25 protein-coding genes and 2 pseudogenes are annotated in these 21,928 nt (G+C 45.2%); 8 read left to right on the forward strand and 19 right to left on the reverse strand.

The features are described 5' to 3' along the window. On the forward strand, nt 1–340 hold a 340-nt coding region (locus AN963_RS10170), incomplete at its 5' end, for a transposase (protein ID WP_152985658.1). A 227-nt stretch (nt 341–567) separates the two neighbouring features. Here AN963_RS10170 and AN963_RS32665 read toward each other — a convergent pair. From AN963_RS32665 to AN963_RS10215, 10 genes and pseudogenes are all read right to left on the reverse strand, one after another. Beyond that, nucleotides 568–705: pseudogene (locus AN963_RS32665) on the reverse strand (DinB family protein); the annotation flags it as partial. Between the two features lie 59 nt (nt 706–764). Then, on the reverse strand, nt 765–2,237 hold the full coding sequence (locus AN963_RS10175; protein WP_055744351.1) for a pyridoxal phosphate-dependent decarboxylase family protein: 1,473 nt from the start codon (nt 2,235–2,237) through the stop codon (nt 765–767). Between the two features lie 631 nt (nt 2,238–2,868). Beyond that, a complete protein-coding gene (locus AN963_RS10180; RefSeq protein ID WP_055744352.1) occupies nt 2,869–3,327 on the reverse strand; it encodes a M20/M25/M40 family metallo-hydrolase in 459 nt (152 codons plus the stop codon). A 222-nt stretch (nt 3,328–3,549) separates the two neighbouring features. Next, entirely contained in the window at nt 3,550–4,458 is a 909-nt protein-coding gene (locus AN963_RS10185; RefSeq protein WP_055744353.1) for an alpha/beta hydrolase, read from the reverse strand. Between the two features lie 79 nt (nt 4,459–4,537). After that, a complete protein-coding gene (locus AN963_RS10190) occupies nt 4,538–5,185 on the reverse strand; it encodes a DUF2306 domain-containing protein (protein WP_055744354.1) in 648 nt (215 codons plus the stop codon). A gap of 96 nt (nt 5,186–5,281) precedes the next feature. Beyond that, nucleotides 5,282–5,566, reverse strand: coding sequence for a hypothetical protein (locus AN963_RS10195; protein WP_083496865.1), 285 nt, complete (start codon nt 5,564–5,566; stop codon nt 5,282–5,284). Between the two features lie 17 nt (nt 5,567–5,583). Further along, the gene (locus tag AN963_RS10200) at nt 5,584–6,219 is read right to left on the reverse strand and encodes an NAD(P)-dependent oxidoreductase (protein ID WP_055744356.1); all 636 of its coding nucleotides are present in this window, start codon (nt 6,217–6,219) and stop codon (nt 5,584–5,586) included. After that, nucleotides 6,216–7,055 (reverse strand): SGNH/GDSL hydrolase family protein, encoded by an 840-nt coding sequence (locus AN963_RS10205; RefSeq protein ID WP_055744357.1) that lies wholly within the window; start codon nt 7,053–7,055, stop codon nt 6,216–6,218. The genes AN963_RS10200 and AN963_RS10205 overlap by 4 nt, the downstream gene beginning before the upstream one ends. Nucleotides 7,056–7,075: 20 nt before the next feature. Further along, entirely contained in the window at nt 7,076–7,840 is a 765-nt protein-coding gene (locus AN963_RS10210; RefSeq protein ID WP_055744358.1) for an SDR family NAD(P)-dependent oxidoreductase, read from the reverse strand. Between the two features lie 55 nt (nt 7,841–7,895). Then, entirely contained in the window at nt 7,896–8,246 is a 351-nt protein-coding gene (locus AN963_RS10215) for a DUF6220 domain-containing protein (RefSeq protein WP_055744359.1), read from the reverse strand. Between the two features lie 201 nt (nt 8,247–8,447). Between AN963_RS10215 and AN963_RS10220 the strand changes: the two genes are divergently transcribed. Then, complete coding sequence (locus AN963_RS10220) at nt 8,448–9,140, forward strand: response regulator transcription factor (protein WP_055744534.1); 693 nt, start codon at nt 8,448–8,450, stop codon at nt 9,138–9,140. Further along, entirely contained in the window at nt 9,137–10,465 is a 1,329-nt protein-coding gene (locus tag AN963_RS10225) for a sensor histidine kinase (protein ID WP_055744360.1), read from the forward strand. The genes AN963_RS10220 and AN963_RS10225 overlap by 4 nt, the downstream gene beginning before the upstream one ends. 170 nt (nt 10,466–10,635) lie before the next feature. Here the strand turns inward: AN963_RS10225 and AN963_RS31875 are convergent. The 4 genes and pseudogenes from AN963_RS31875 to AN963_RS10240 form a co-directional block, all read right to left on the reverse strand. Continuing rightward, a pseudogene (locus AN963_RS31875) lies at nt 10,636–10,734 on the reverse strand (ECF transporter S component); the annotation flags it as partial. A gap of 298 nt (nt 10,735–11,032) precedes the next feature. After that, nucleotides 11,033–11,488, reverse strand: a complete 456-nt coding sequence (locus tag AN963_RS10230) for a hypothetical protein (protein ID WP_055744361.1) — start codon at nt 11,486–11,488, stop codon at nt 11,033–11,035. Between the two features lie 188 nt (nt 11,489–11,676). Further along, complete coding sequence (locus AN963_RS10235) at nt 11,677–12,498, reverse strand: class I SAM-dependent methyltransferase (protein ID WP_055744362.1); 822 nt, start codon at nt 12,496–12,498, stop codon at nt 11,677–11,679. A 146-nt stretch (nt 12,499–12,644) separates the two neighbouring features. Continuing rightward, on the reverse strand, nt 12,645–13,010 hold the full coding sequence (locus tag AN963_RS10240; protein ID WP_055744363.1) for a hypothetical protein: 366 nt from the start codon (nt 13,008–13,010) through the stop codon (nt 12,645–12,647). Nucleotides 13,011–13,410: 400 nt separating this feature from the next. Between AN963_RS10240 and AN963_RS10245 the strand changes: the two genes are divergently transcribed. Next, nucleotides 13,411–13,914 carry an RNA polymerase sigma factor gene (locus tag AN963_RS10245; RefSeq protein WP_055744364.1) on the forward strand — a complete coding sequence of 168 codons (504 nt, stop codon included), beginning with the start codon at nt 13,411–13,413 and terminating at the stop codon, nt 13,912–13,914. Beyond that, nucleotides 13,907–14,944 (forward strand): DUF4179 domain-containing protein, encoded by a 1,038-nt coding sequence (locus AN963_RS10250; protein WP_055744365.1) that lies wholly within the window; start codon nt 13,907–13,909, stop codon nt 14,942–14,944. The genes AN963_RS10245 and AN963_RS10250 overlap by 8 nt, the downstream gene beginning before the upstream one ends. Before the next feature lie 52 nt (nt 14,945–14,996). On the opposite strand, the gene AN963_RS31150 is transcribed toward AN963_RS10250, so the two are convergent. From AN963_RS31150 to AN963_RS30835, 3 genes are all read right to left on the reverse strand, one after another. Then, nucleotides 14,997–15,134: a hypothetical protein gene (locus tag AN963_RS31150; protein ID WP_161827268.1), complete on the reverse strand. Its 138-nt coding sequence runs from the start codon at nt 15,132–15,134 to the stop codon at nt 14,997–14,999. Between the two features lie 181 nt (nt 15,135–15,315). Then, nucleotides 15,316–15,567, reverse strand: a complete 252-nt coding sequence (locus tag AN963_RS30830) for a hypothetical protein (RefSeq protein WP_152985629.1) — start codon at nt 15,565–15,567, stop codon at nt 15,316–15,318. A gap of 147 nt (nt 15,568–15,714) precedes the next feature. Then, nucleotides 15,715–16,131 (reverse strand): DNA adenine methylase, encoded by a 417-nt coding sequence (locus tag AN963_RS30835; RefSeq protein ID WP_152985630.1) that lies wholly within the window; start codon nt 16,129–16,131, stop codon nt 15,715–15,717. Between the two features lie 199 nt (nt 16,132–16,330). Here AN963_RS30835 and AN963_RS10260 point away from each other — a divergent pair, with 199 nt between their 5' ends. Together AN963_RS10260 and AN963_RS30840 are read left to right on the forward strand one after the other, a co-directional pair. Then, nucleotides 16,331–16,867 carry a GNAT family N-acetyltransferase gene (locus AN963_RS10260; protein WP_055744366.1) on the forward strand — a complete coding sequence of 179 codons (537 nt, stop codon included), beginning with the start codon at nt 16,331–16,333 and terminating at the stop codon, nt 16,865–16,867. Nucleotides 16,868–17,197: 330 nt separating this feature from the next. Then, nucleotides 17,198–17,452 (forward strand): hypothetical protein, encoded by a 255-nt coding sequence (locus AN963_RS30840; protein ID WP_152985631.1) that lies wholly within the window; start codon nt 17,198–17,200, stop codon nt 17,450–17,452. Nucleotides 17,453–17,494: 42 nt separating this feature from the next. Here AN963_RS30840 and AN963_RS10270 read toward each other — a convergent pair whose 3' ends face one another. Both AN963_RS10270 and AN963_RS10280 read right to left on the reverse strand, forming a co-directional pair. Beyond that, nucleotides 17,495–18,025, reverse strand: coding sequence for a hypothetical protein (locus tag AN963_RS10270; RefSeq protein WP_055744368.1), 531 nt, complete (start codon nt 18,023–18,025; stop codon nt 17,495–17,497). 1,446 nt (nt 18,026–19,471) lie between these two features. Further along, a complete protein-coding gene (locus AN963_RS10280; protein ID WP_055744370.1) occupies nt 19,472–20,065 on the reverse strand; it encodes a TetR/AcrR family transcriptional regulator in 594 nt (197 codons plus the stop codon). Nucleotides 20,066–20,244: 179 nt separating this feature from the next. On the opposite strand from AN963_RS10280, the gene AN963_RS10285 reads away from it, so the two are divergent. Beyond that, nucleotides 20,245–21,702, forward strand: a complete 1,458-nt coding sequence (locus AN963_RS10285) for an MDR family MFS transporter (protein WP_055744371.1) — start codon at nt 20,245–20,247, stop codon at nt 21,700–21,702. Nucleotides 21,703–21,928: the final 226 nt, after the last annotated feature.

Raw genomic sequence — 21,928 nt, forward strand, 5'->3', positions numbered from 1 at the left:
AACGATTATCTCTGAAATTGGTGAGATAGAGCGGTTTAATCACCCTAAAAAACTTGTTGCCTTTGCCGGAATCGATCCCAGCGTGCATTCTTCTGGCAAGTTCACTGCAACAATTAATCGAATCACGAAAAGAGGTTCCAGCAGGCTGCGACATGCCTTATATATGGCTGTCCTATGCGGTATCAGGAGTTCACGCAATAAGAAACTAAAAGAGTTTTATGACAGAAAACGCGATGAAGGAAAGCCATTTAAAGTCACGGTCGTTGCTTGTGCGAACAAACTGATCCACTGGATTTTTACCCTCTTAAAGCGTAAAGAAACTTTCCTTGATCTTGCTTAATACCAATAAGCAACAATAGAGATAAATCCTTCCATCATTGCGACGGATGGTTATTTGCCATGCTCAATTTCAGTATAACAATTAAACATAAACACGTTTAATGAAAAATGTTGACATCCTATTAGCTGGTTTAGTTTAACAAAGGCTGCCGAATTATCACCGGCAGCCCATTTTTGTGTTTGTTCAGCTATCGAACCCGTTAGTTTAATCACAACTAGCATATAGTGTTATGCCCTATCCTCCCGATATGCCTGCCTTACCCGCTGGATCTGGGCAAGGTGGTCACGGGTATGCTGGACGCGCAATTCCAACAGCTCTTTGAACGTGTACCGCACTCCATCGGGATATTGTCCGACCCGCTCAACTATCATAAGTCATTACATGACTATTGTTCAGCCCATTGATGGTATAATGTCTTCCTTGGCTATAGATTCAGCTCAGACCGTTCGGATATCTCTTCCAAATATTTTGCTCTTGCTCCATTCAGCAACTGCATCAATACCATAATATCTTCCTCTGTTGTATCGTAGTTCGTAATACAAGCCCGCAGCACTGGAGCCTTGTTTATTTCGTATATTGAAATCCATGCCTGCCCTGAACGTAATATCTCTTGACATATAAATGATGCGAAATTCGATTGGATATTTGATTGAATATTGGAATCCGTAAAGCATACGACAGGCAATACGGTATCATTGACAACCTTCCAGTTAGAGCATGCAAGCTCCCGGCGCAACCGATTGCCCATCTCTGTTTGGTGCTGCACTACGCTGCGATAGCCTTCCCAACCAGCCGTCACAAGCGATAAATATACTTTCAAACCGATAAACCTTCGCGACCATTGAATTGAATGAGTGAACGGATCAATAACATCCAGATCAGCCCCTTCTTTCGGCATATAATCTGCCGTGATGCTGAATGTTTTATGTAAGATGTCCTTATGCCGTGTGATATAAATTCCCGCTCCCATAGGAACAGACATCCACTTATGCGCGTCGAAGGTAATGGAGTCAGCTCGGTCAATACCACGAAGTAGATCCCGCAGTTCTGGTGCGAACACGGAGGCTCCACCGTACGCAGCATCCACATGCAGCCACAGTTGCTCACGTTCAGCCAGATTTGCCATTTTGTTTATGGGATCAATTGCTCCGGCGCCGGTCGTTCCACCCGTCGCAATGATGAGAAAAGGAGTGTATCCAGCAGCGCGATCCACTTGAATTTGATGATGAAGCGCATGAACATCTATATGCATTTCAGAGCCCGTCGTAATAATACGAAGGGAATCTGTACCCAGTCCGCAGGAACGCGCTGCCTTTACCAGGGAATGGTGGCTCTCAGCAGAGGCATACATGACGGGATGCGTGGGGAGCGACCTCAGCCCCTCTTTGGCATAAGATGGAAAACGATGAACTAGTGCGGTCAGTACGGCCGTCAGATTTGCTTCCGCTCCCCCCGTTGTAAATGTTCCATCTGCTGCCTCTGCTGAATAACCGAATTTTGAAGCTATCTCTTTCAATACATAGTTCTCCATTTCGACCGCTACAGGCGCATGGCTCCAGGCTGCAAGCTGCGGATTGAATGCTGCAGTAATCGTGTCCGCCATAATTCCCATGAAGTTGGGCCGCGGATTATACAGGCCGAAATATCGCGGGTGTGGCGTATGCACCTGGTATTGCCTTAATCCCTCCAGGATATGATAAATCGCCTCGCGCGCGCTGACGGGATGCTCAAAAGATAATCTACGTACGTGTTCTGCAACAGCATCCACGCTGAGTTCAGGTGAGACACGAACCCCGCGTATGTGCGTCATATAGTCATTGATTTGTTCCAACAGATAGGTTCCAATGTCCATACGTTCATCCATATCAAGATTAAGAATTGAATTATGCTTGATCATGTGGAAAATGCATCCCCCTTCTTCTTGTGAAATTCCATTGCTGATTCAGAGTATACACTCGCAGAACTCGTGTGTACGCATTTTCGAATGGAACCGCAATATTTCGAAACAATCTCTTTCCACTCGGGGGGCTTGGGCGGCGCACGCCAGTGACGGCAGCCGAAATGAATAATCCACCATTAAATTTGAAAAGTGAGCAAGTGTCTATAAAACTTTGTTATCTCTGCACACCACTTAACTGTCCCAAACGACGTTCCCCTTTTTCCTCAATGATAGCAGGGATTTTCTGCCCAGGAGCAGCGTTGAATAAAGCCCTCCACTCGAAGGGGATCTCATTCACTCCAAGCGTCGAATCAGAAGTTCTGGTTCAAATACAATCGTAAATCGTCCGCACATCTTCATTCACCTCTTATCACCTTCTCATACTATTGATGACGTGATAAACCAGATTAGTGTTGGGGGAACATTCTCATTTCAGAAAAAAAGCTCGCCCACTGGCAAGCCTTATCCTACGTAATTCAAGACGAAATCTACGAACATTGGGGATCGCAACATGCCGCTCCTGGTCCAATTCCGAAACTTCACAGTTGCTTTCCATCGCGGATCCAAGTACATAAAATCCTTATATTGTTCAGTGACTGGATCTTTGGTTATTCAATACCAGTGATATAAACAACTTTCCAATATACAACATGGATTCCTCTTCTACATCAAACTTGGGATGATGATGTTCGTACTCTTTTCCTCCGCCGACGTGAAAGAATGCCCCCGGTACTGCTTTCGTGTAGTAGCCGAAGTCTTCTCCCACCATTAATGGCGGGAATCTCATGACCTTATCCTCACCAAAAAGGGTTCGGGCCACTTCTTTAATTTTTTTTACTTCCTCTGGATGATTCCATGCAGTCGGATACCCTCTGTCGAATGTGCACTTTGCCCGAGCGCCCTCTGCTTCACAAATTCCCTCGGCAATTTGGCTGACCATTTTTTCCATCCCGGTGATTGTTTCCTCTCCAAAAGCTCGCACGGCTCCCTTGATGATTGCCTTATCCGGAATCGTGCTTGTGGATTCTCCACTATGAAATGACCCCACCGTAACTACCGCTGGCACAAGCCGGGGTAGAACGTCCCTGCCCGTGGGGCATTGACCCCGTCCGCTAAACTGTTCGCCCCCTACTTGTAGAAAACCCTCTTCATGCTCCCAATGAAAATGGCCAACCATAGAGCGCTGGTTGACCTGATAACTAAGAAGTATCCGCAGAAGGTGGGGTTAATCAATACGAAAGTTGCCGGATGAATTTCCATCCAATGCAGGCTAGTGCAATGTCCGAAGTTGCCTACGGATCAAATCGTAAACATCGTCCCCTTCTGGGAATACGTCCGTCATCGCATAGAACAAGTGGATCATTCCCGAATATCGCTTTAATGTAACATTGACGCCGTTCTCGATCATTTTATACGCATAGCGTTCGCCCTCGTCGCGAAGGGGATCGTACTCGGCGGAGACGACCAGGGCAGGCGCAAGACCTATGGTTTCTCCGAAGAGCGGCGAGGCGAGGGGGGCCTTCCGGTTCCATTCACCCAAATAATGGCCGGCGCAGTAGTCCAGAAGCGCTTTGGTCAAGAAATAGCCGGTACCGTACGTCTCTTTCGCTTCATATTCACTGAACCAGTCGGTCAGAGGGCACAGCAGGATTTGGTAGGCGATGTTCGGAACTCCATTTTTGCCGGTCCTCTGTGCCACGATGGCGGCGAGATTGGCCCCGACGCTTTCACCCGACACGATGATGCGCATCGGATCCAGATCGAGCGACTCAGCATGCTTGCCAAGCCATGCCGCCGCAAACAGAGCTTCTTCGACTGGAACCGGGAAAGGATTCTCCGGCGAAAGCCGGTAATCTACGGATAAGACAGCGCAGTCGCTTACCGCTGCAAGCTTGCTGCACATCGGATCATACTGTTCCATCGTGGTAAAGACGAAGCCTCCACCGTGGAAAAAAAGAATGACGGGGAGCGAGCTTTCATTTGATGGCCGGTAGAGTCGCGCAGCAAGAGGTCCGTGCGGTCCGTTCAACGCCAATGTTTCCGTACTCGCAAGATCATACGTTTCCGAAATGGCGGTAGCGATGACTGCTTTTCTGATTTCCTCGGGTGTCAACCTATGCAACGGAGGAAATTTCGCAGCTTCATCCAGAAAGGCTTTAGTGTGCTCAGGTATCGTCATAAGTGTCAGCTTCCTTTCTTCTTTTTCAATATCCTTTGAATGAGTTTCGAGCTTCGAACCTCTTCCTATTTTCAGAACGCTATCTCTTGATCCGGTTCAAGATAATCCACTCCGCAATGACGAGATTTGTAGCAAGACCAATCCAGATGTTGATCTGAAGAACCTGCTTCATTACGGTTGCAACGCCACCTGCCGATTGACCTCCGTGCCCTGCCAAATAGATCAGGATGCAAAAAGGAGTAAGAAGGCGCGCGCTGGCAGCGACTAGCGTCAATGAGTAATTTCGGACCATCCACATCCGATGTTCCCCATACTCTCCAAGCCTCGCTTTTCGGTAACCTTTCCAGGCAGTAAATAGCCATAGAAGACCCAAAGTCAGAAAGGCCATCTGTCTAATATAGCTCGTCGCAAACATCCCAACCGTAAGTCCGGTTACTCCGCCGACCGCAACAAGCCCCAAATATATCCGTCCTACCACCCGGTGGACATCCGTTCGCCGCTTTCTAGTCCCGGGCAGAAACTGTATCCAGCCGATGAGAAGAGCTAGGAATGAGCACCATATATGCACTAGAAGGAGTGCATAATGCGGCGGAAAAGAAGGATTTGGCTCTACCCGGCTGAGGCTGGGATCAAAATAAAGATAAGGGGCGACGGCAAAACCGGCTGCTCCCGTAGCAAGCACGACGATTACGCTCCAAATGATCCGGACTTTGCGCGTTTCTTTCATCCTCCGTGTTCCTCCCGACGACCTACTGCAAGAGCAACCGGGATGAACGTCCATGGAAATGTATGCGCGATTGAAGCGGATAGAGACTGAACCATGTTATGCAGCACCTCCGGCGGCAACAGCTCTCGCAGGCTGAGCAAGAAAAGGTCGGTCAGAAAAAACACGCTTGCCCCGAGCAGGATTCTCCGGTAGCTGAATCTTTTTAGCAGAAAGCCATCCTGTCGGTTTGTGCCCACGGAACCAATCGGCTCCTGCGCTCTCTTTTCCGAGACTACAAGAAGCGCCAGCATGATGAGGAACGCCTTGAACAAAACGATGATGACAGAAGTATTCCAGGCCATATTTACTGCTGCCGATCCTGCTTTTTTCTGCGATCATCATGGCCAAAACCTCCTTTCTTAGTCTGATATCTCAACGACTGCCTGGTAAGTGGACCTGTCCGCTATCGATTGGATCATGAAATTCGCCAAGTCGGCACGTGATATTCCCTTGGCACGAAGCAAAGGCTTGTTAACAGCGGTGCGGTAAGCTTCCGTTCGTGGCCCGTTCGTCAGCCGCGGAGGACGAACGACGGTCCAAGTTATCCCGGAGGAAGCCCGGACAGCCGCTTCCATTCGCACCATATCCTCATATGCGTGTTTATACATCCGCTGAATGACGAACCGGATGACCAGCCGCTGCAGCAGTGGCGAATCAGCGGGGTCATCCAGCCCCGCAGATGAGAGGCAGACGAGGCGGGGCACACCTGTCTCCTGCATCACTTCCATGAGATTTGCCGTTCCTGCCGAATAAACCGTTGTCGGATTCCGGTGGGATACGCCAAGTGCGGACAGCACCGCATCCATCCCACTCATCGCTTGTCTGAAAGTGGCGGGCATGAGAACGTCGCCCTTGACCACTTTCAGCTTATCGTGGCGAAGCTCAAACGTCTCTGGCCTACGAACGACAACGGCGACCTCGTGCCCTTCCTCCAAAGCTTGAACGACAACCTGTCGTCCGGTGCCGCCGGTCCCGCCGAACACGATGAGCTTCATACCGTACCCCCTCCGGCGAGTACTTCAACCAGTTGTGTTACGATCGCTTTATGGCCTTCTAGAGTAGGATGAACACCATCGGGACCGAGCAACAGTGAAGCGACAGGCACCGCAAATCCTGCCTGGGTATCTACAACTTTATCCGGAAGGTCGCGGATGATATCGCCCACACGCGTAATATCCTCATTGCGCCAAGCAAGCTGGCCGAACTGAAAGTACGGATAAGCCGCAGCACGCTCTTCATCGAAGGTCGGCGGAGTCAGCCACACCCAGCTGGTTTTCGTCAGGGAAGCGGCAATATGCCGAATCGCTGCCAAGTTTTTGACCGTTTCTTCAGCGCTGACCTGCGTTTTGGATGGCTCCGGACCAATCCTCAACACGTCGTTGCTGCCAATCATACATAAGATCCAATCCGGCTTCTGAGAGACAAAGTCGCTCATCCTTCTCAATACTTGTGCAGTCGTATAACCCGAAATCCCTTCGTTAATAAACCGGATTGCTTCCTTTGGCCTCCTCAGTCCGACAAGGTGGCGGAGCAACTCAAACCATGAAAGCAGATCGTCCGTTGTGCTTTCACCAATCGCGATCACCGTCTGCCCCGTTTGGATCGGCAGGCGATCCACCATACCAGCAAGGGCCGAATCTTCCAGCATCTGCAAAGCCACATTCTGCGCCTGCTGCGACAGTTGAAACTGAATAGACCTGTACGTGCCCACATCCATGCCATATATGGACGCGAGAGTTTGTTCATCCATATTGCGCGCGAATGGCAGAAGCTTCTGTGGATGCTGAGATTGAACCAGCTTCACCCACTGCGTGTATACATTCATTTCCATTATGGCTCATCTCCTTATCGTCATCTCATGTACATGCCGCCGTTCAGTTCCAGTGTTTCGCCCGTTATGAACCCGGAGAGACTGGAGGTGAGGAACAGCACTGCGTTCGCCACATCCTCCGGCATCCCCTCACGCCCAAGTGGAATACCGGAGATGATCGATTTGCGGACCTCTTCATTTTTGAACCGATCGTTAGAAGTATTGGCGATGACACCAGGAGTGATGGCGTTGACGCGAATGCCTTTGCAGGCGAAATCCTTCGCCGCATTTTTTGTAAAAGTCAACATGGCGCCCTTGGCTGCGGCATACACCGCCACCCCAGACCCGCCGCCGTTATGGGCAGCAAGCGAAGCGATGTTCACAATGCTGCCTACTCCCTTTTCTAGCATAAAAGGCAGAACTGCTTTGCTTAGAAACACGCACGATTTGAAATTGATATCCATCATCTGCGTGTAATATTCTTCCGTGATTTCCATAATGGATGCCCTGTGGCTCATTTGCCCCGCATTATTGATCAAAACGTCGACGGATACGCCGAATGTGGCGTGAACTTCCTTCACAAGCAAGTCAATTTGGCGAACCTCCGAAAGGTCTGCATGAAAAGCAGCCGCTTGTCCTCCTGCTTCCCGGATGCGACGTACCGTTTCCTCCGCTCGTTCTTTATTGCGCAGGTAATGGACCGCGATATTCGCGCCGCAGGACGCCAGTTTTTCCGCAACTGCACCGCCGATCCCGCCGCTTCCTCCCGTTACTAACGCCAATTGTCCTGTTAACAGTTGATTCATCATGCTACCTCCTCGGTTTTCGGGTTGATCTGTCCAGGTAGGACGAACATTCATGTCACGCTTTTCTCACGGCTGCAATCGAGCCCCAGAACAGCAGCATGGCAATGAGCGGATGAAGTGCTGCGATCACGAAGACGGATGAAAACACCTGAACCGTAAGAAACTGTATGACCACGAGCAGGAATAGTGCCAGGCTGAGGAAACGGTCACGTCCCTTTATTCCTCCGATGAAAGCGAGAAGGAACATGGCCAGAGGCACCATAGCGAAAATTTTTACGAACAAAGAGTGCGTCAGCCACTTGGAAGGATCCCCGAAAGTCGCCATTCCCGCCAAAAAAACTTGAATGACAATGCAGCCTAAGAAGGCCCATGCCAGAATCCTGTACACGATACGGCCTATGTTCATGCTATCAACCGCCTTTCCCGTAATTGTTTGAATCGACATGACTTATCGTAACCGGTGAATCTCACGAAAGATTGTTTGAAAAAGTCACAAAACAATCACTCTTCCGTTACAATTCAATCAAAATGAGCCGAACCCAAGAACATGTATGTTACAATATTTTCAAATTCTTAGTTATTTCCGGGAGAGGTGAGCGGCTTGAGCCTGAAGGGAAAACGCACGGTACTCATTGTGGATGACGATAAAGAGATTGTGGAATTAATGCGGGATTACCTCGAGGACGAACGGTTCGACACTGTCCTTGCATTCAATGCCGCAGAGGCGCTCGAAGCACTGGACCGTGAGCCGATTGACTGCATGCTGCTAGATGTCATGATGCCGGGGCAAAACGGCCTGGAACTGTGCCGGCACATCCGCAAGACGTGCGATCTCCCTATCCTGTTCCTCAGTGCGCGCGGAGAGGATATGGACAAAATACGCGGTCTAAGCTTGGGCGGGGACGATTACATCGTCAAGTCAGCCACCCCCGAAGAAGTAGTAGCGCGCATAAAAGCCGTACTCAGGCGCTATGACAAAAGCGAAAAAGTGACGAAATCGGAATGGAGGTTCGGTAGGCTTGTGCTGGACGTAAAAGCGCATGAGGCCGTACTGGACGGACGATCGCTGCCGCTCACGAAGAAGGAATTCAACATTTTGTGCCTGTTCGCCGAGTACCCGCGCCAAGTATTCACATACGATCAACTGCTGCAACGTTTTTGGGACGGCATCGGCGACAAGCATACGGTAACCGTGCACATTGGGAGAATCCGCGAAAAAATCGAAGAGGACCCGCGAAAGCCGAAAATTATCACAAATGTATGGGGCATCGGCTACCGGTTCGAAGGGGTGCGGGCATGAGGCCACAGCTTCGCATCCGCCAGTGGATGATGATCGGCATGCTCATTGTCCTTCTTCTTCCGCGGTTATTATTTGAAATATCCGACATGATCGATCATTACTTCTTTGAAAGCTCTCGCTATGAAAGGCAGCAAATCGGCTTAACTGCTGCCATCCGCACCGTGAGCGTTACGAGTGCGGCACGATGGGGGGAGCCGGCATGGCAGGCTTCGCTGCAAAGCATTGCCAATCGTGCTGATCTAGGAATCATCCTGCTGGATAGCGCTAGACGCGAAATTTTTCATTCTGTACCTACCGATACGACAAGAACCGCTGCACGGCAAATCAGTGTCGTCGAACAAGGTGAGGTACGAGGTGAAGCGCTCTTCTTCGTCCCGAAGAGGAGAAGTGAGATTGCTACAGTGTGCTCAATCCTTGCGGCAGTGGGCGCCATACTATTCATCGGCTGGAAAATGGGCCGAGTCGTCGTTAAACCACTAGAAGCCATGAGTGCGGCAGCGAGGCGGATTGCTGACGGCAACCTGGATTTTCACCTGCCCGAATCGAGCGTGCTTGAGGTAGCGACAGTTCGCTCCGCTTTCCATGCTATGGGCAGCAGCTTGCGCGAATCGATTCTACGTCAGTCCGAGTTGGAGGAAGAGCGCCGCTTTTTCATCGACGCGATCGCCCATGATTTGAGGACGCCATTGTTTACCCTTCGTGGATATTTGGCACGGCTGGAAAAGGGGATGGCCAACAATCCGGACAAGGCAGGTCGATATATTTCGATTTGCAGTAAAAAAGCAGAGCAGCTCGAAAGGCTCGTTTCCGATCTGTTTTCTTACACAAAGCTCGAATCGATCGAGCAAACGCTGCGGCCGGAATCGGTGGAACCTGGCCGTCTCTTCGCAGAGCTTGCCGAAGAATTCCGACCCGTAGCCATGGAAAAAAGCATTGAGCTACGCTATGAAGAAGGAAAGTGTAAAGAAGAGGTCAGTATAATAGGAGATTCGTATTTGTTACGGCGAGCGGTAGGCAATCTAATAGACAATGCCATCAGGCATACTCCGCTTGGCGGGAATATTACATTCGGTTGGCGAAAGGAAGACGATCGCATTGTCTTCATGATTGAAGACACCGGGACTGGTATTGTTGAACAAGATTTAAAGCTTATATTTGAGCCGTTCTATCGTGGGGACAAGTCGAGGAATCCTGCGTACGGTGGTGTCGGTCTTGGACTTACGATTGCGCGGCGAATTGTCCGGGCGCACAAAGGCGAACTTATCGTCCAAAACCGCTGCCTGTCCGGTGGTGCTATTTTTACAGGGTGGGTACCTTTGCGTTAGCAGAGGATAGAGAGATTAACCTCGAGAAGTTGAAGAATATAACGTAAGAGGGAGCCTAGCGACAACACGACTCCCCAGAAAGTCAGATCGCTTTCATCGATCCCGCTATATTGCGCCACCATAAAAAAAGCTCAGGTAAATGTACGATCCCCTGAGCGTTTTTCACGTTTTTAACCTTGCCCAACAATCTTCTTCAAACGTCCCGCAAGCGGAATGACGATGATACCAGCTACTAAGACCTGAAGAACGTTGCCAGGGATGGAGCCAAATACTTTATTTCCTCAGTCTACAACTTTATTTTCTGAGTCTAACACTTTATTTTTCGATTCTAATACATTATTTTCAGTGAACATTTTGGAATAGATTTTCGCCCATACGTTTGAGCAATTTAACATATGAGCTTGTGTTAAATACGTTCGTTTGCCCATAATCCTGCCCAATAACATAACGAGGCTGCCGGATCTTATCCAGCAGCCTCTGATGTTTTGCTAAGCTATCGAACCCGTTAGTTCAACGGGCGTATAACCTATATTCTTCGATTTACAAATTAGGAATGGTATTTCTCTACTATTCATTTGCGATGTTTTCTCTAAGAAATATTTCAATATTTTTTTGATACTGCTCTAGCCCAGGAAAGATTCCCTCTAGTGCCAACTCATAATCCCCTGTCAAACCATAGAGATAGCTATGCCACTCATGATCATGCCCAACATAATTGGAGAGACGATAAAGATAATTGCAAACATCTTCCATGGTTAATACTCCAGAGAAGTAACTCTCTGCTATGATTCCAACCACATGACGTAAAGCATTTTCTTCATCAGTTTCATAACTCATACCTAAAAGAATGTTTGGTATATCTTCTGCTCTTCTCACCATGGAGAGATCAAATAATTGCTGGGGAATCTCAGTCAAATCAAGTTTAACAATCATTGAGTCAGCCCAAGCTACCACTTGTTCTTTTTGAAAGAAGTGAATGCAATATCCAATGTAATAAACTTTGACTTCTTCATGTGATAGCATATTACCACCCTTTTATTTAAAGCAAAGTACATTTATAAGTGTTAGTTTACTTAGCTTTCAAAAGCTTAATAGGTCATTATACAACATCTTAATTTTACCAAGCTAGGCTAATTTGCCCGTTACCGATTGATCACCGGCAGCTTCTCTTTGTATTTATTGCTCTATCGAACCCGGTAGCTCAATAAAGCTCAGACTTTTTTACCACATGCCATAACAAAGGTCATCATCGCATACGCTTCATGGGAATTGTTAATGTTCTCATGTGCTTGTTTTAACTCATTGTACTCTTGTTCGTTGATAACGCCATTTCTCAGAAAAGGTACAAAACGATTAATATCAAACTGCCGTTTAAAACCTTCAATCCCATGAAGATCACTATGTTGTATAACAACATCCATATCTACATCGGAAAAACCTGCTCTTGTTAAGAGTCTTGGCAGACTCCTTCCGATTATTCGATTGCCCCCTTTAGTAGCTTGTAGCTCCGCCACTTTCCTTAACACAGAAGGTAGCGACGGAATATCTGGATTAACCGCCCCAAAGATTCCGTCATCAATATCGATGATGACAAGCTTCCCTCCGGGTTTTAGTATTCGATAAATCTCACGTACCGCCTCTTGCGGATCATTCAAATGAAGAAAGAGTAACCTCGCTATAGCAAAATCATAAGAGTCATCAGGTAGTCCGGTACCATAGACAGATGATTGAACAAACTGCACTCGTGAAGAGGGGACGTGTTCTAGCAGGTTTCTGGCTTTATCCAATAATGTCGCATCGATTTCCAGAGCAATTATTTGACTGTCGGGTAGGTTATTAATGAGTTGCTCTGTCACGAAACCAGGTCCACTTCCAAGTTCTAAGACTTTCATCCCGTTTTGCAATCCATACCATGATAGGTTGCGAAACTCTTTATCCCATCCCATCAGAGCTTGCACTTTTAATCGCTCTAACTCGGCTTGAAAACCCAAAGTCGCATGTCGAATATTATAGGTAGACTTACGTTCTTCCATTAAGACACCTCCACAGTTAACAAAATATTCAATACTTTTACCGCGTTATCCTGCCCGTTAGTTGAGAAAACGGCAGCCATTTACGCAGGCTGCCGTTCTTCGTGTTTATTAAGCTATTGAACCCGTTAGCAGAAGATTTACTCCCATTAGTTTAGCTTTGCTTCAATATCTTTTCGAGCTAAGTCAATTGCTACTGCAATTTTAATTTGTTTAATCTTACTTAGACCTCTCTTGTATTCTGAAAGGGGCAATATTTCAACAATAGGCTCAACGGATTGGTCAACTCGATTAATCTCGATAATTGCAACCGTATCGATATTTACGAGGTAGGTTAAGATATCCTCCCCCTGTTCGGGTATCCAGTTGAGAACATACGCTGTTACCATAGAGGGGAGATGTCTTTCTAACGTCTCTAGGAATCTTTTCTCACTCTTTGCAGTGAACAATGCTTCATGAGAATTTATCAACTCAGACCTTATATCTTGTTCAATCTTGCTGCCAATAAGTCTCATTACGTCACCCCATTAAGCTTCGAGTCCGATTTTGTTTGAGATTAATTATACATCGCATTACGTTAAACTGCCCGTTAGTTGAGAAAACGGCAGCCATTTACGTTGGCTGCCGTTCTTCGTGTGTATTAAGCTCTTGAACCCGTTAGCTTAATAAAATTTGGAGCTCCTCTCTTTACTTAATTTCTCTTTTGGTAAATCCGCTGCCGCAGCTTTCTGATCATAATACCGATCGTCCCAATAATTAGGACCAAGAAGGCCATTCCGACGCCCAGTCAGGCGATCACTAATTCCCAAAAAAGAATTGGCATTCGAATATTGAAATATATAGCTGTTAAAATAATTTAAACGGGGATGGGATATTTTCGAGTTGCCAATCGTGTTGTATATAGGAGGCGAAAAAATGGAAAGCAATTCTTTATTGCGTACGGATAAAGAATTAGCCGAACTATATCAACGGCACGCAGATCTAGTTTACAGGTTGTGCTATATCTATTTGAAAAATCCCGTTGATGCAGAAGACGCTGTTCAATCTGTATTTATAAAACTAATCAAATCTCAAATGGTTTTCAATGACAACGAGCATGAAAAAGCGTGGTTGATGGTAACCACTAGAAATTACTGTAAAGACTCCCTAAAAAATTGGTGGAAAACCCGTCGTGTTGCTTTAGACTCTTTACCGGAAGTTGCTTCTTGGAATGGTAATGAGTCATCGGGGGAGGTGCTTGCAAGAATGCTTTCACTTCCCGAAAAATACAAAACAGTTTTGTATCTTTACTATTTCGAGGAGTACTCGGTAAAAGAAATATCAGAGATGTTAGGACACAAAGAAAGCACGATCCAAACGCAATTATCTAGAGGCCGAAAACTCCTAAAAATTGACTTGGGAGGGAATTATCTTGAGTAACAAAAATATCAATCAGCTTTTTGAAGCTCTTTCACCAAAAAACGAACAAAAAGAAAAAATGTTTCATAACATTTTAGTGCAAAGCCAGAATAAAAATAAAAGGCACAGAGGATTTACTGCCGTGAAACGTTTAAGACCTGCAGTACTGTCTGCCGTACTAATGGTTTGTTTAACTACAACCGCTTTTGCAGCGGTATATATGGGATTAGATGAAACATTTTTAAAATTTCTTAATCCAGTAAATAATGAGCAGGCACAATATTTGTCAAATGGCGCTTATGTAATTGACAAGCAAGTGGAAAACGAGGATGGATCGCTTACCATTAAGCAAGTGATCGGCGACAGTAATCTGAGCTATATCTTAATGGACTTTACTGCCCCGGAAGGCACTGTTTTACATGCAGCACGATACCGTTTTGGGGAAACAATGATTAGTTCAGCTCTGGGGGGTTATAGTATTGGATATAATGTGCTAGACGATGGAAATCCTAATGACAATAAAATTAGTTTGGTTATGAATATCCAGACCAAAAAGTCAATAGCGGGCCAAACGCTTCATTTCGAATTCAAAAATTTACAAGCAGCAGATCCGGGTCCGGGGGGGCTTTTTAATGAAACGGTCGTACCGGGTTCTTGGGAAACAGCTTTTAAGCTGGATTTCAAGGAATATTCCAACCTTTATCAGATCGATCAAAACATTACCATGTTTGGTTATAGCGCAGAATTAAAAACAATCTCCGTCTCGCCAATTTCGATTTCTTTAAAGATTGAAAGCAGCTCATCGCGTGAGATTTTCGAAGCCGCCGGCAGCTTAAAGGAAATTGGTGAAAATGAATATTTGGATAACTTCCCTATCACGATAAACTATAAAGATGGCACCTCAGAAACGACAAAAATTTTTACCGGATCAACTTCGGCGAATCATCTTACTGACCAAATACTTACGATTAAAACTTTTGAAAATGTTATAAATGATAAGGAAATTGCATCTATCGTATTTTTTGATAAAGAATTTCCGATTAAAAACTGAATCTCCACTACTACACTGCTAATGATCTCATGAAAGTAAGCGTCAAATTCTCTCATGCGTACCTAGCTTGGCTAGGTGCGCTGGGGGCTATTTGACGCTTGCCCTGTTCTTCGTCCAGCAGATAAGCCAGCAGGCCTTTTTCTTTCTTCGTCAATCCTACCTCTTGGCACGTCATTTGAGTCTCCACCACACTCATCCCTTCTTCTCACAAGTAATGATGTGTTAAACTGAGTAATTCATTAGTAGAATCTCAGTCGTTTTCGGCTTTTCCTCTCCAGCTGCTACTCGTTTGGAATAAGCCACGCTGTCAAGCTCTACTCGGTTCCATCGTGCGTACAGCTCATCGATCAATGGGTCTGGGTAGTAGGATATCAGCGCTTTACCTTTAATGCTAGAAAGCATGTTGGCCAACTTCTTATGGTCATCGTCGTTGAACCCACCGGCATATCTTCCTTCACGTCCTCGGTAAGGAGATCAATGTAAAAGAACGTTTCTGTATGATCGTATTTTTCGATTATTACCGAATAGTCTTTGCTTTCGATGTTCACTTTGCCTAGACGCTCAGCCAATGGCTCGATCAGCTCGCAAGCGCTCTGGTATGTCCGGGCGGTAGCGTGCTGCACTCCGTGTCGCCATCCTCCTGGCATTCCCTTCACTGCACCGACGATCTCGCTGCGGTTAATGTAGAACCATCGGACGGCCCTTTCGAACGGATCGTCGGGCAAAGGTTGCGTACGCCATTCCTCATACAAAGCCCGTGCGTATGGTATCTACTTCACTGCCTCGTAGAACTTTTTCCGATCAGCCCGTACCTGCATGAAGAAATTGACCGCGTCACCATTCAAATCGTTGTAAACCTCATTCTTTGATGGTTGTTTTTGTGCCAGTACGTGTGCCGCGCCGCCGAATGGTTCAACGTAGGTTTTGTGCGCCTGGAAGTATTCCATGATGGTCTTGGCCATCTTGCTTTTACCTCCGAACCAGATCAATGGCGAACGTACTTGCACGAACTGCTGGATGTCTGGAAGAAACTCGCTCAATGACTCGTCCTCCATTATGGTTTCGTAAGCCTTTTCCGTATTTCCAAGGCTGCGAACCGTCCGTTTTTTAACTTTCCCATCCTCTCGGTAAGACTCCATCAGCCTCCAGTAATAGGAGCCATTCACATTGCTTTTTGCCAGAAACATTTTAGTACCACACCCAACTGTTTTTAGTACCACAATTATAGCGACTTAACAAATCGTGTGTTGTGTAGTGTTGGTTGAATTTTTTTGATATACTACCAATGTTTGTTTAACCTCCAGTTATTAGGTGAAAGGACTGATTTATGCCCAGGTAGGTTGATCGATTCTAATTAGCTTAATTAATTAGGAGGTTGGTTTTTACATGTACCAAATGACATCCGAACGATTATTATTAAGACCGATGCAACTCAATGACGCCCCTGTTTTATTTGGATTTTGGTCTGATCCAATGGTCACCAAACATATGAACGCATCATTAACGGATGTTTCACAGGCTCAACAGATGATTGAAATGTTTCAGGGGCTGTTCGCGGAAAATAAAGCAATTCGTTGGACAATCCTCTTGAAACACTCAAACGAAATTATCGGTTCGTGTGGGTTTAATTATCTTGATTACGAAAATGAACGAGCAGAAATTGGCTATGACCTCGGATATCCCTATTGGGGGAAAGGATATGCCACTGAAGCAATACGAACTTTAATTAACTTTGGCTTTGAGAGCCTTCATCTGAATAGAGTTGAAGCAAAGATTGAGCCTGAGAACCTCAACTCGATAAAAGTTTTAAGAAAATTATGTTTCGTTGAAGAAGGTAAACTCCGACAATACGAAAAATCCAAAGAAGAATTTGTAGATTTGATCATGTTTTCCACCCTACGGACCGAGTGGACGGAAGAGTAACTCCCACGAATTAAATAGTTTGATTTCCATTGTAATTTAGGGAGGCCGCGTCAATTGCTGGCCCCCTTTTTGGTTCCGTTGTACATAATTACCTCAGAGTTAAATCACTTTTTTGGGAACCAACCTTTCCCTCATCCGTAATCATTTTGATTAAGAATTCTCTTGTAGCTGGTATACATGATTTCGCTTTGGTTTTTTATTCTGTGTTTAATTATTCTGATGACCGTAATACTAGCTATAAGAAATCGACACAATAAGATGATTTTTATTTCGATTATTATCTTTGGCCTTATTCTTTCATTACCTTTTCATTTTTTGGTGCAATCCGGAATGACTCGTATTCATAAGGAAGAGATAGCCCGAGTCATTCACTTTATGGGTGGTAATGTAATTCAAGTCAAAAAAGTTGATGATTCGAGAACTCCTTTTGAAAGAGAAACCGGTGCAAGCAATACCGTTTACCAAGTTCTGTACGAAATCAATGGTCTTCAAAAATCAGCATGGTACAGGGGTGTTAATGTAATAAACAATATCCATTCAAAACCGAATAAGGGGTATGAAGAAAAATGGGTATTTGATCAATGATCAAGTACCTTTTTTTTTCGGTTTTACACAATAACTAATAAGTTAAATCAGGGTTTTCATCGTCCACTCAACACCAAGAACTTCCTGATGTATCATCATAAGATCACTCGAAAACTGTCTAAACGCCGCCATTTCTTCAGAAAATTTCTCCGTAATTTCTTGCATACTATACATGACACAGTCTTTTGCCAGGTCGTAATCGTCTCCCAATAAATAAAGCGATCTAAAATCATATTCATCCCATAGTTTCGTTTGTACAATCAATTTTTCAGTACAACGGATGCCTTCTTCTAATGTCAAATTACAGCATTGGTTCTTATATTGGATTATCGAAAGTACTAGTTTGACTAAATACCTGTCATCGTAATTAATCCCGTATCCTATTTGTGTCAATTTATCTATTATACTGTCCGTTTCGGATGATGCCATTAATGAAACCTCAATAATTTCATAAGGGAATGTATCTCTTGATTCAATGACCCTGTCACACCAGTTAATAATATCTTTTTTCCGTAGAACACCACACTCGAGTGCAAGTTGGTATACCCTTGATAGTTGGATCATGTTATTCACCTTTTATCGCTTCCTGCCCAATTTGTTACATACAATTTTAAACTTTATGGTGTGATCGTGGACATTTATCTCCCTACACAATTTGTAAAACACTTCATGTTTTAAACCGATAATCCAATTAACCAGACAAGAAATGTGTGGTTGATTTGGCTTACAAGATTGGTACCGTAATATGGCAAATTTCATTACTTTTGCTTGCGTTATTTTCTTTCACGGAACTAGGCGACCTATTTGGGATAGGCGTAATTTTTGCATGCTTTGCATCGGCAGTAGTAATTACAGTGGTATATCTGTTTTTTCTCTTTGTCGTTTGGCTATTTAATCGAAAAAGTTGATACTTAATACATTGAGCATCATGTTAAACCTTCTGAAACTACAGACACATACACACTAATGATACCAAGAGGGGGGATTTGCATCCGGAAAACAAAACGATTTATTGGATATTTGAGCTATATAATTATTGTTGCATTCATACTAAAAACTCTAATGCAATATGAGCTGGTGCTAGTTGAACGAACGCAGGCGACATATGATTCATTTCCGTCTCTTTTATACAGTACGATTTATCCTATGTTTCTCGGTATGTTGTTCGCCCTACCTAGCTTAGTTGAACAGATTAAGATAGAAGGACGCTGGACCTTTGATTGGGTTAAGGGAATTGCTCTTGGACTACCTGCACTTTTTGGAACCACGATCTTCCTCACCTATTTCTCCCCTATCGGGATATATCTACCTTTCAAAACGTTGCTTATGTTTGGTACAAAGTTTTCTACAATTTGCGGTATTGCATTTGGGTATTTGGCTCTTTCAAGTTTTAGAAAGTCCAAAGTAAATTTTTGAAATTGGTACCCGCCGGGTGCCGATTTCTTTTTTGTGTCCAGTGAAAATAAAGTTTTAGACTGGAGTGCTTGATATAACGCGGTTTATGAGATTGAAAATCGCCAGCCGTCTAAAAATAAGTATTAGACTGGACAAAAAATCAAACAGCGGCAGACTAGGACTTGAAAAATAAAGTCTTAGACTGCCGCTGTTGTTATTGAACTAACGAACCCGTTAGCTCAATGGCAAGGTTGAACGAAAAAAGCGATGGTTCTGTTCCAGCGCTGTGCTCTTTTATTCCGTTAGCAGAATCATAACTTGCGGGAGGCTGTGAAGGCTCTTGCTGCCGTGTACTACTTCTGGTCATGAAGGTGCGTCGACAGATTGTCGAGCGTATCAGACCAGCCGTCGTACATGTACTGATCGCCGGGGTAACCCCAGGTGAAGACGAGCCGTTCGAAAGGAATGACGTCAAGGAACACACCTCCGGTTGGATACTCCTGGCCGGTCTCCTTATTGACCATTGTGTAGCGGTAATTTGAAAGTAATAGACCCACAGAAAGACAGAAACTGGAATCAGTAGCTTTGTGATGGTTTGGAGAATACGGGAATGGAATCAGAATTTTAATTCAGATGCGCTGATCCGAGGCGTGAGATTTGCGAGAATAATAGGGTCAATTCCGTTGGTGACAGGTCGAGATCTCGCTGAATCCAGAAGTGAATGGTCCCCACATAAGCAGAGGCAAGGTAGGAAAATAAATACTGCTGTTTGGCGGGGATTTCACTCAAGTTCTCGGAGTTGTAATAGAAATAAGAACGATGAAACTGTTCACGTATTAATTGGGTCAACCGAAATCCAAAGGACGTGTCTCCGTTTGGCATGAATACCTGAAAGAACCGCTTGTGCTCAACGACATATTCAAAGGGGCGAACATAACCGTAAGGTGGAGGGGCATCAAATGGCTTTTGCCGATCAATGTCGTGACCGAGCTTTTTAATGATTGAATAAAAACCCTCAAGTATTTCGTTCTGAAATTGCTCAGCAAAATCTTGTATATCCTGATAATGCAAATAAAAGGTGCCCCTGTTCAAACCAGTCCTATCCGTCAGCTCTTTTACGGTAATATTGTCCATACCGTTTTCCATCGCCAGATCAAGAAAAACTTCGCGTAGCAGCTGACGAGTCCTGAGAATTCGACGATCCATCCTAGTTGTCATATTTTTTCCTCATTCTATCAAAATTCCACTGACTTACTGATCATTCTTCTAGTTGCTGTTGATTAATGAACATAAGGGCAGTAGATGAACATTGGATACCCTGGTCGATCTATTATAATTTTTTCATCACTGATAATCAACGTAGTGTTCATTATTTCAAAATGACAGGAGAGGGTTAGATGCTTAAAAAAAGCACATCCGCTGCGACTTCAAATGTGAGTGCTGCAGTCCCGGCAAACCGTAAATCATTTATTTACGCCTTAATTGCAATTATTCCTGGAATGATGATGGTTATGCTCGATAGTACAGCGATGAACGTTGCTATTACGAGCCTGACACAGGATTTTCAGGCCTCATTTGAGACATTGCAGTGGGTCATCAACGGTTATATGCTGGCGATGGCCGTTACCGTTCCGCTCTCAGGGTGGTTCTCAGACAGAATCGGCGCAGGTCGGGCATATTTGACGATGGTTTTGTTATTTATCTTTGGTTCACTGTTATGCTCACTGGCACAAAATGCGGGGCATCTTATCGCATTCCGAATCGTTCAGGGACTAGGGGGGGGAATGATCCAGCCGATTGGCATGGCAATGATTTATCGGCTGGCGCCCCAAGACAAAAAGGGGCAGATTATGGGCATGCTTGGGATACCTATGCTGATTGCCCCAGCTACAGGGCCGATTTTATCCGGCTGGTTGCTGGAGTCTATGGGGTGGCAATGGATCTTCCTGATCAATCTTCCCATTGGATCGCTTGCTGTGTGGCTTGGCTTGCGGCATCTGTGCAAACATGATCATCTGCAAAAAACTCACAATAAACAGCAACCGTTCGATCGACTTGGCGCTCTGCTTGCACCAGCAGCCTTTGTGCTTCTTACTTTGAGCATAAATCAGCAAAGTTCCAGTAATTGGGAATATCTAGTGATGGGATTGACGGGAGTTTTATTGCTGATTTGGTTGTGTTTCCATGAACTCCGTCATGAATATCCCATTCTGGAATTAAGGGCTTTTCGTGCCTATCGCTTTCGTAGGGGTATGATTGTTAGTTCGATTCAATATGCAGCCTTAAATGGGTCACTTGTATACATTCCGCTATTTTTGCAAAAATATCGTTCTTTCAGCCCATTCGATGCCGGATTAATTATGAGCATGCTGGCTATTACCTCAGGACTTCTGATGCCAGTAGGTGGAAAAATATATGACCGTTTCGGCATCCGACCATTAGCCTGCTCTGGTCTGGGCACCATTGCTGTGGCTTTGCTGCTACTTTCCTGGATAAGTGACACAACACATCATCTGCAAATTGCTGGCATAGTCGGTTTACTGGGCATAGGGATGGGTTTATGTATGATGTCACTAAACACATATATGTTACAATCAGCCCCAGCTTCTATGATCAGCAGAATCACGCCTTTGACCGCAGCAGGATCTAATCTAATCATCCCGGTGGCAATTGCCTGCTTAAACAACTTTCTGGCAATTCGTACCTTTAGCCTTACTGTAAATGTATATAAAGACAATCCGGTTGCCGCTGAGATGGCTGCCTATTCTGACACTTTTTTGCTCGCAGCATGCATTGCTTTAGGCGGAGCATTTTTCAGTCTGCTGCTGAATCCACCCCAAGCTCCCAGTAAATGAGTCGCGATTTTGACTATTATGAATGTAACATTGTGACTCACTTGAAAAATGAGAAATAAAGCAAAACGTGGAAGGGTGTCAGAAGAAGATCAGGGGTGGAATGAAAAAAAGGGAAAAGAAACAAAAGCGGATATGATTCTTTCAGGCAATGCCATTTTCACTAGTTTAGAGGATGAGCCCATGGGTTACTTACCGATAGTGAAACGTAATTGCAAAGCACATGCAA

The sequence above is a fragment of the Brevibacillus choshinensis genome (assembly GCF_001420695.1).
In the GTDB taxonomy this organism is placed as follows: Bacteria; Bacillota; Bacilli; order Brevibacillales; family Brevibacillaceae; genus Brevibacillus; species Brevibacillus choshinensis.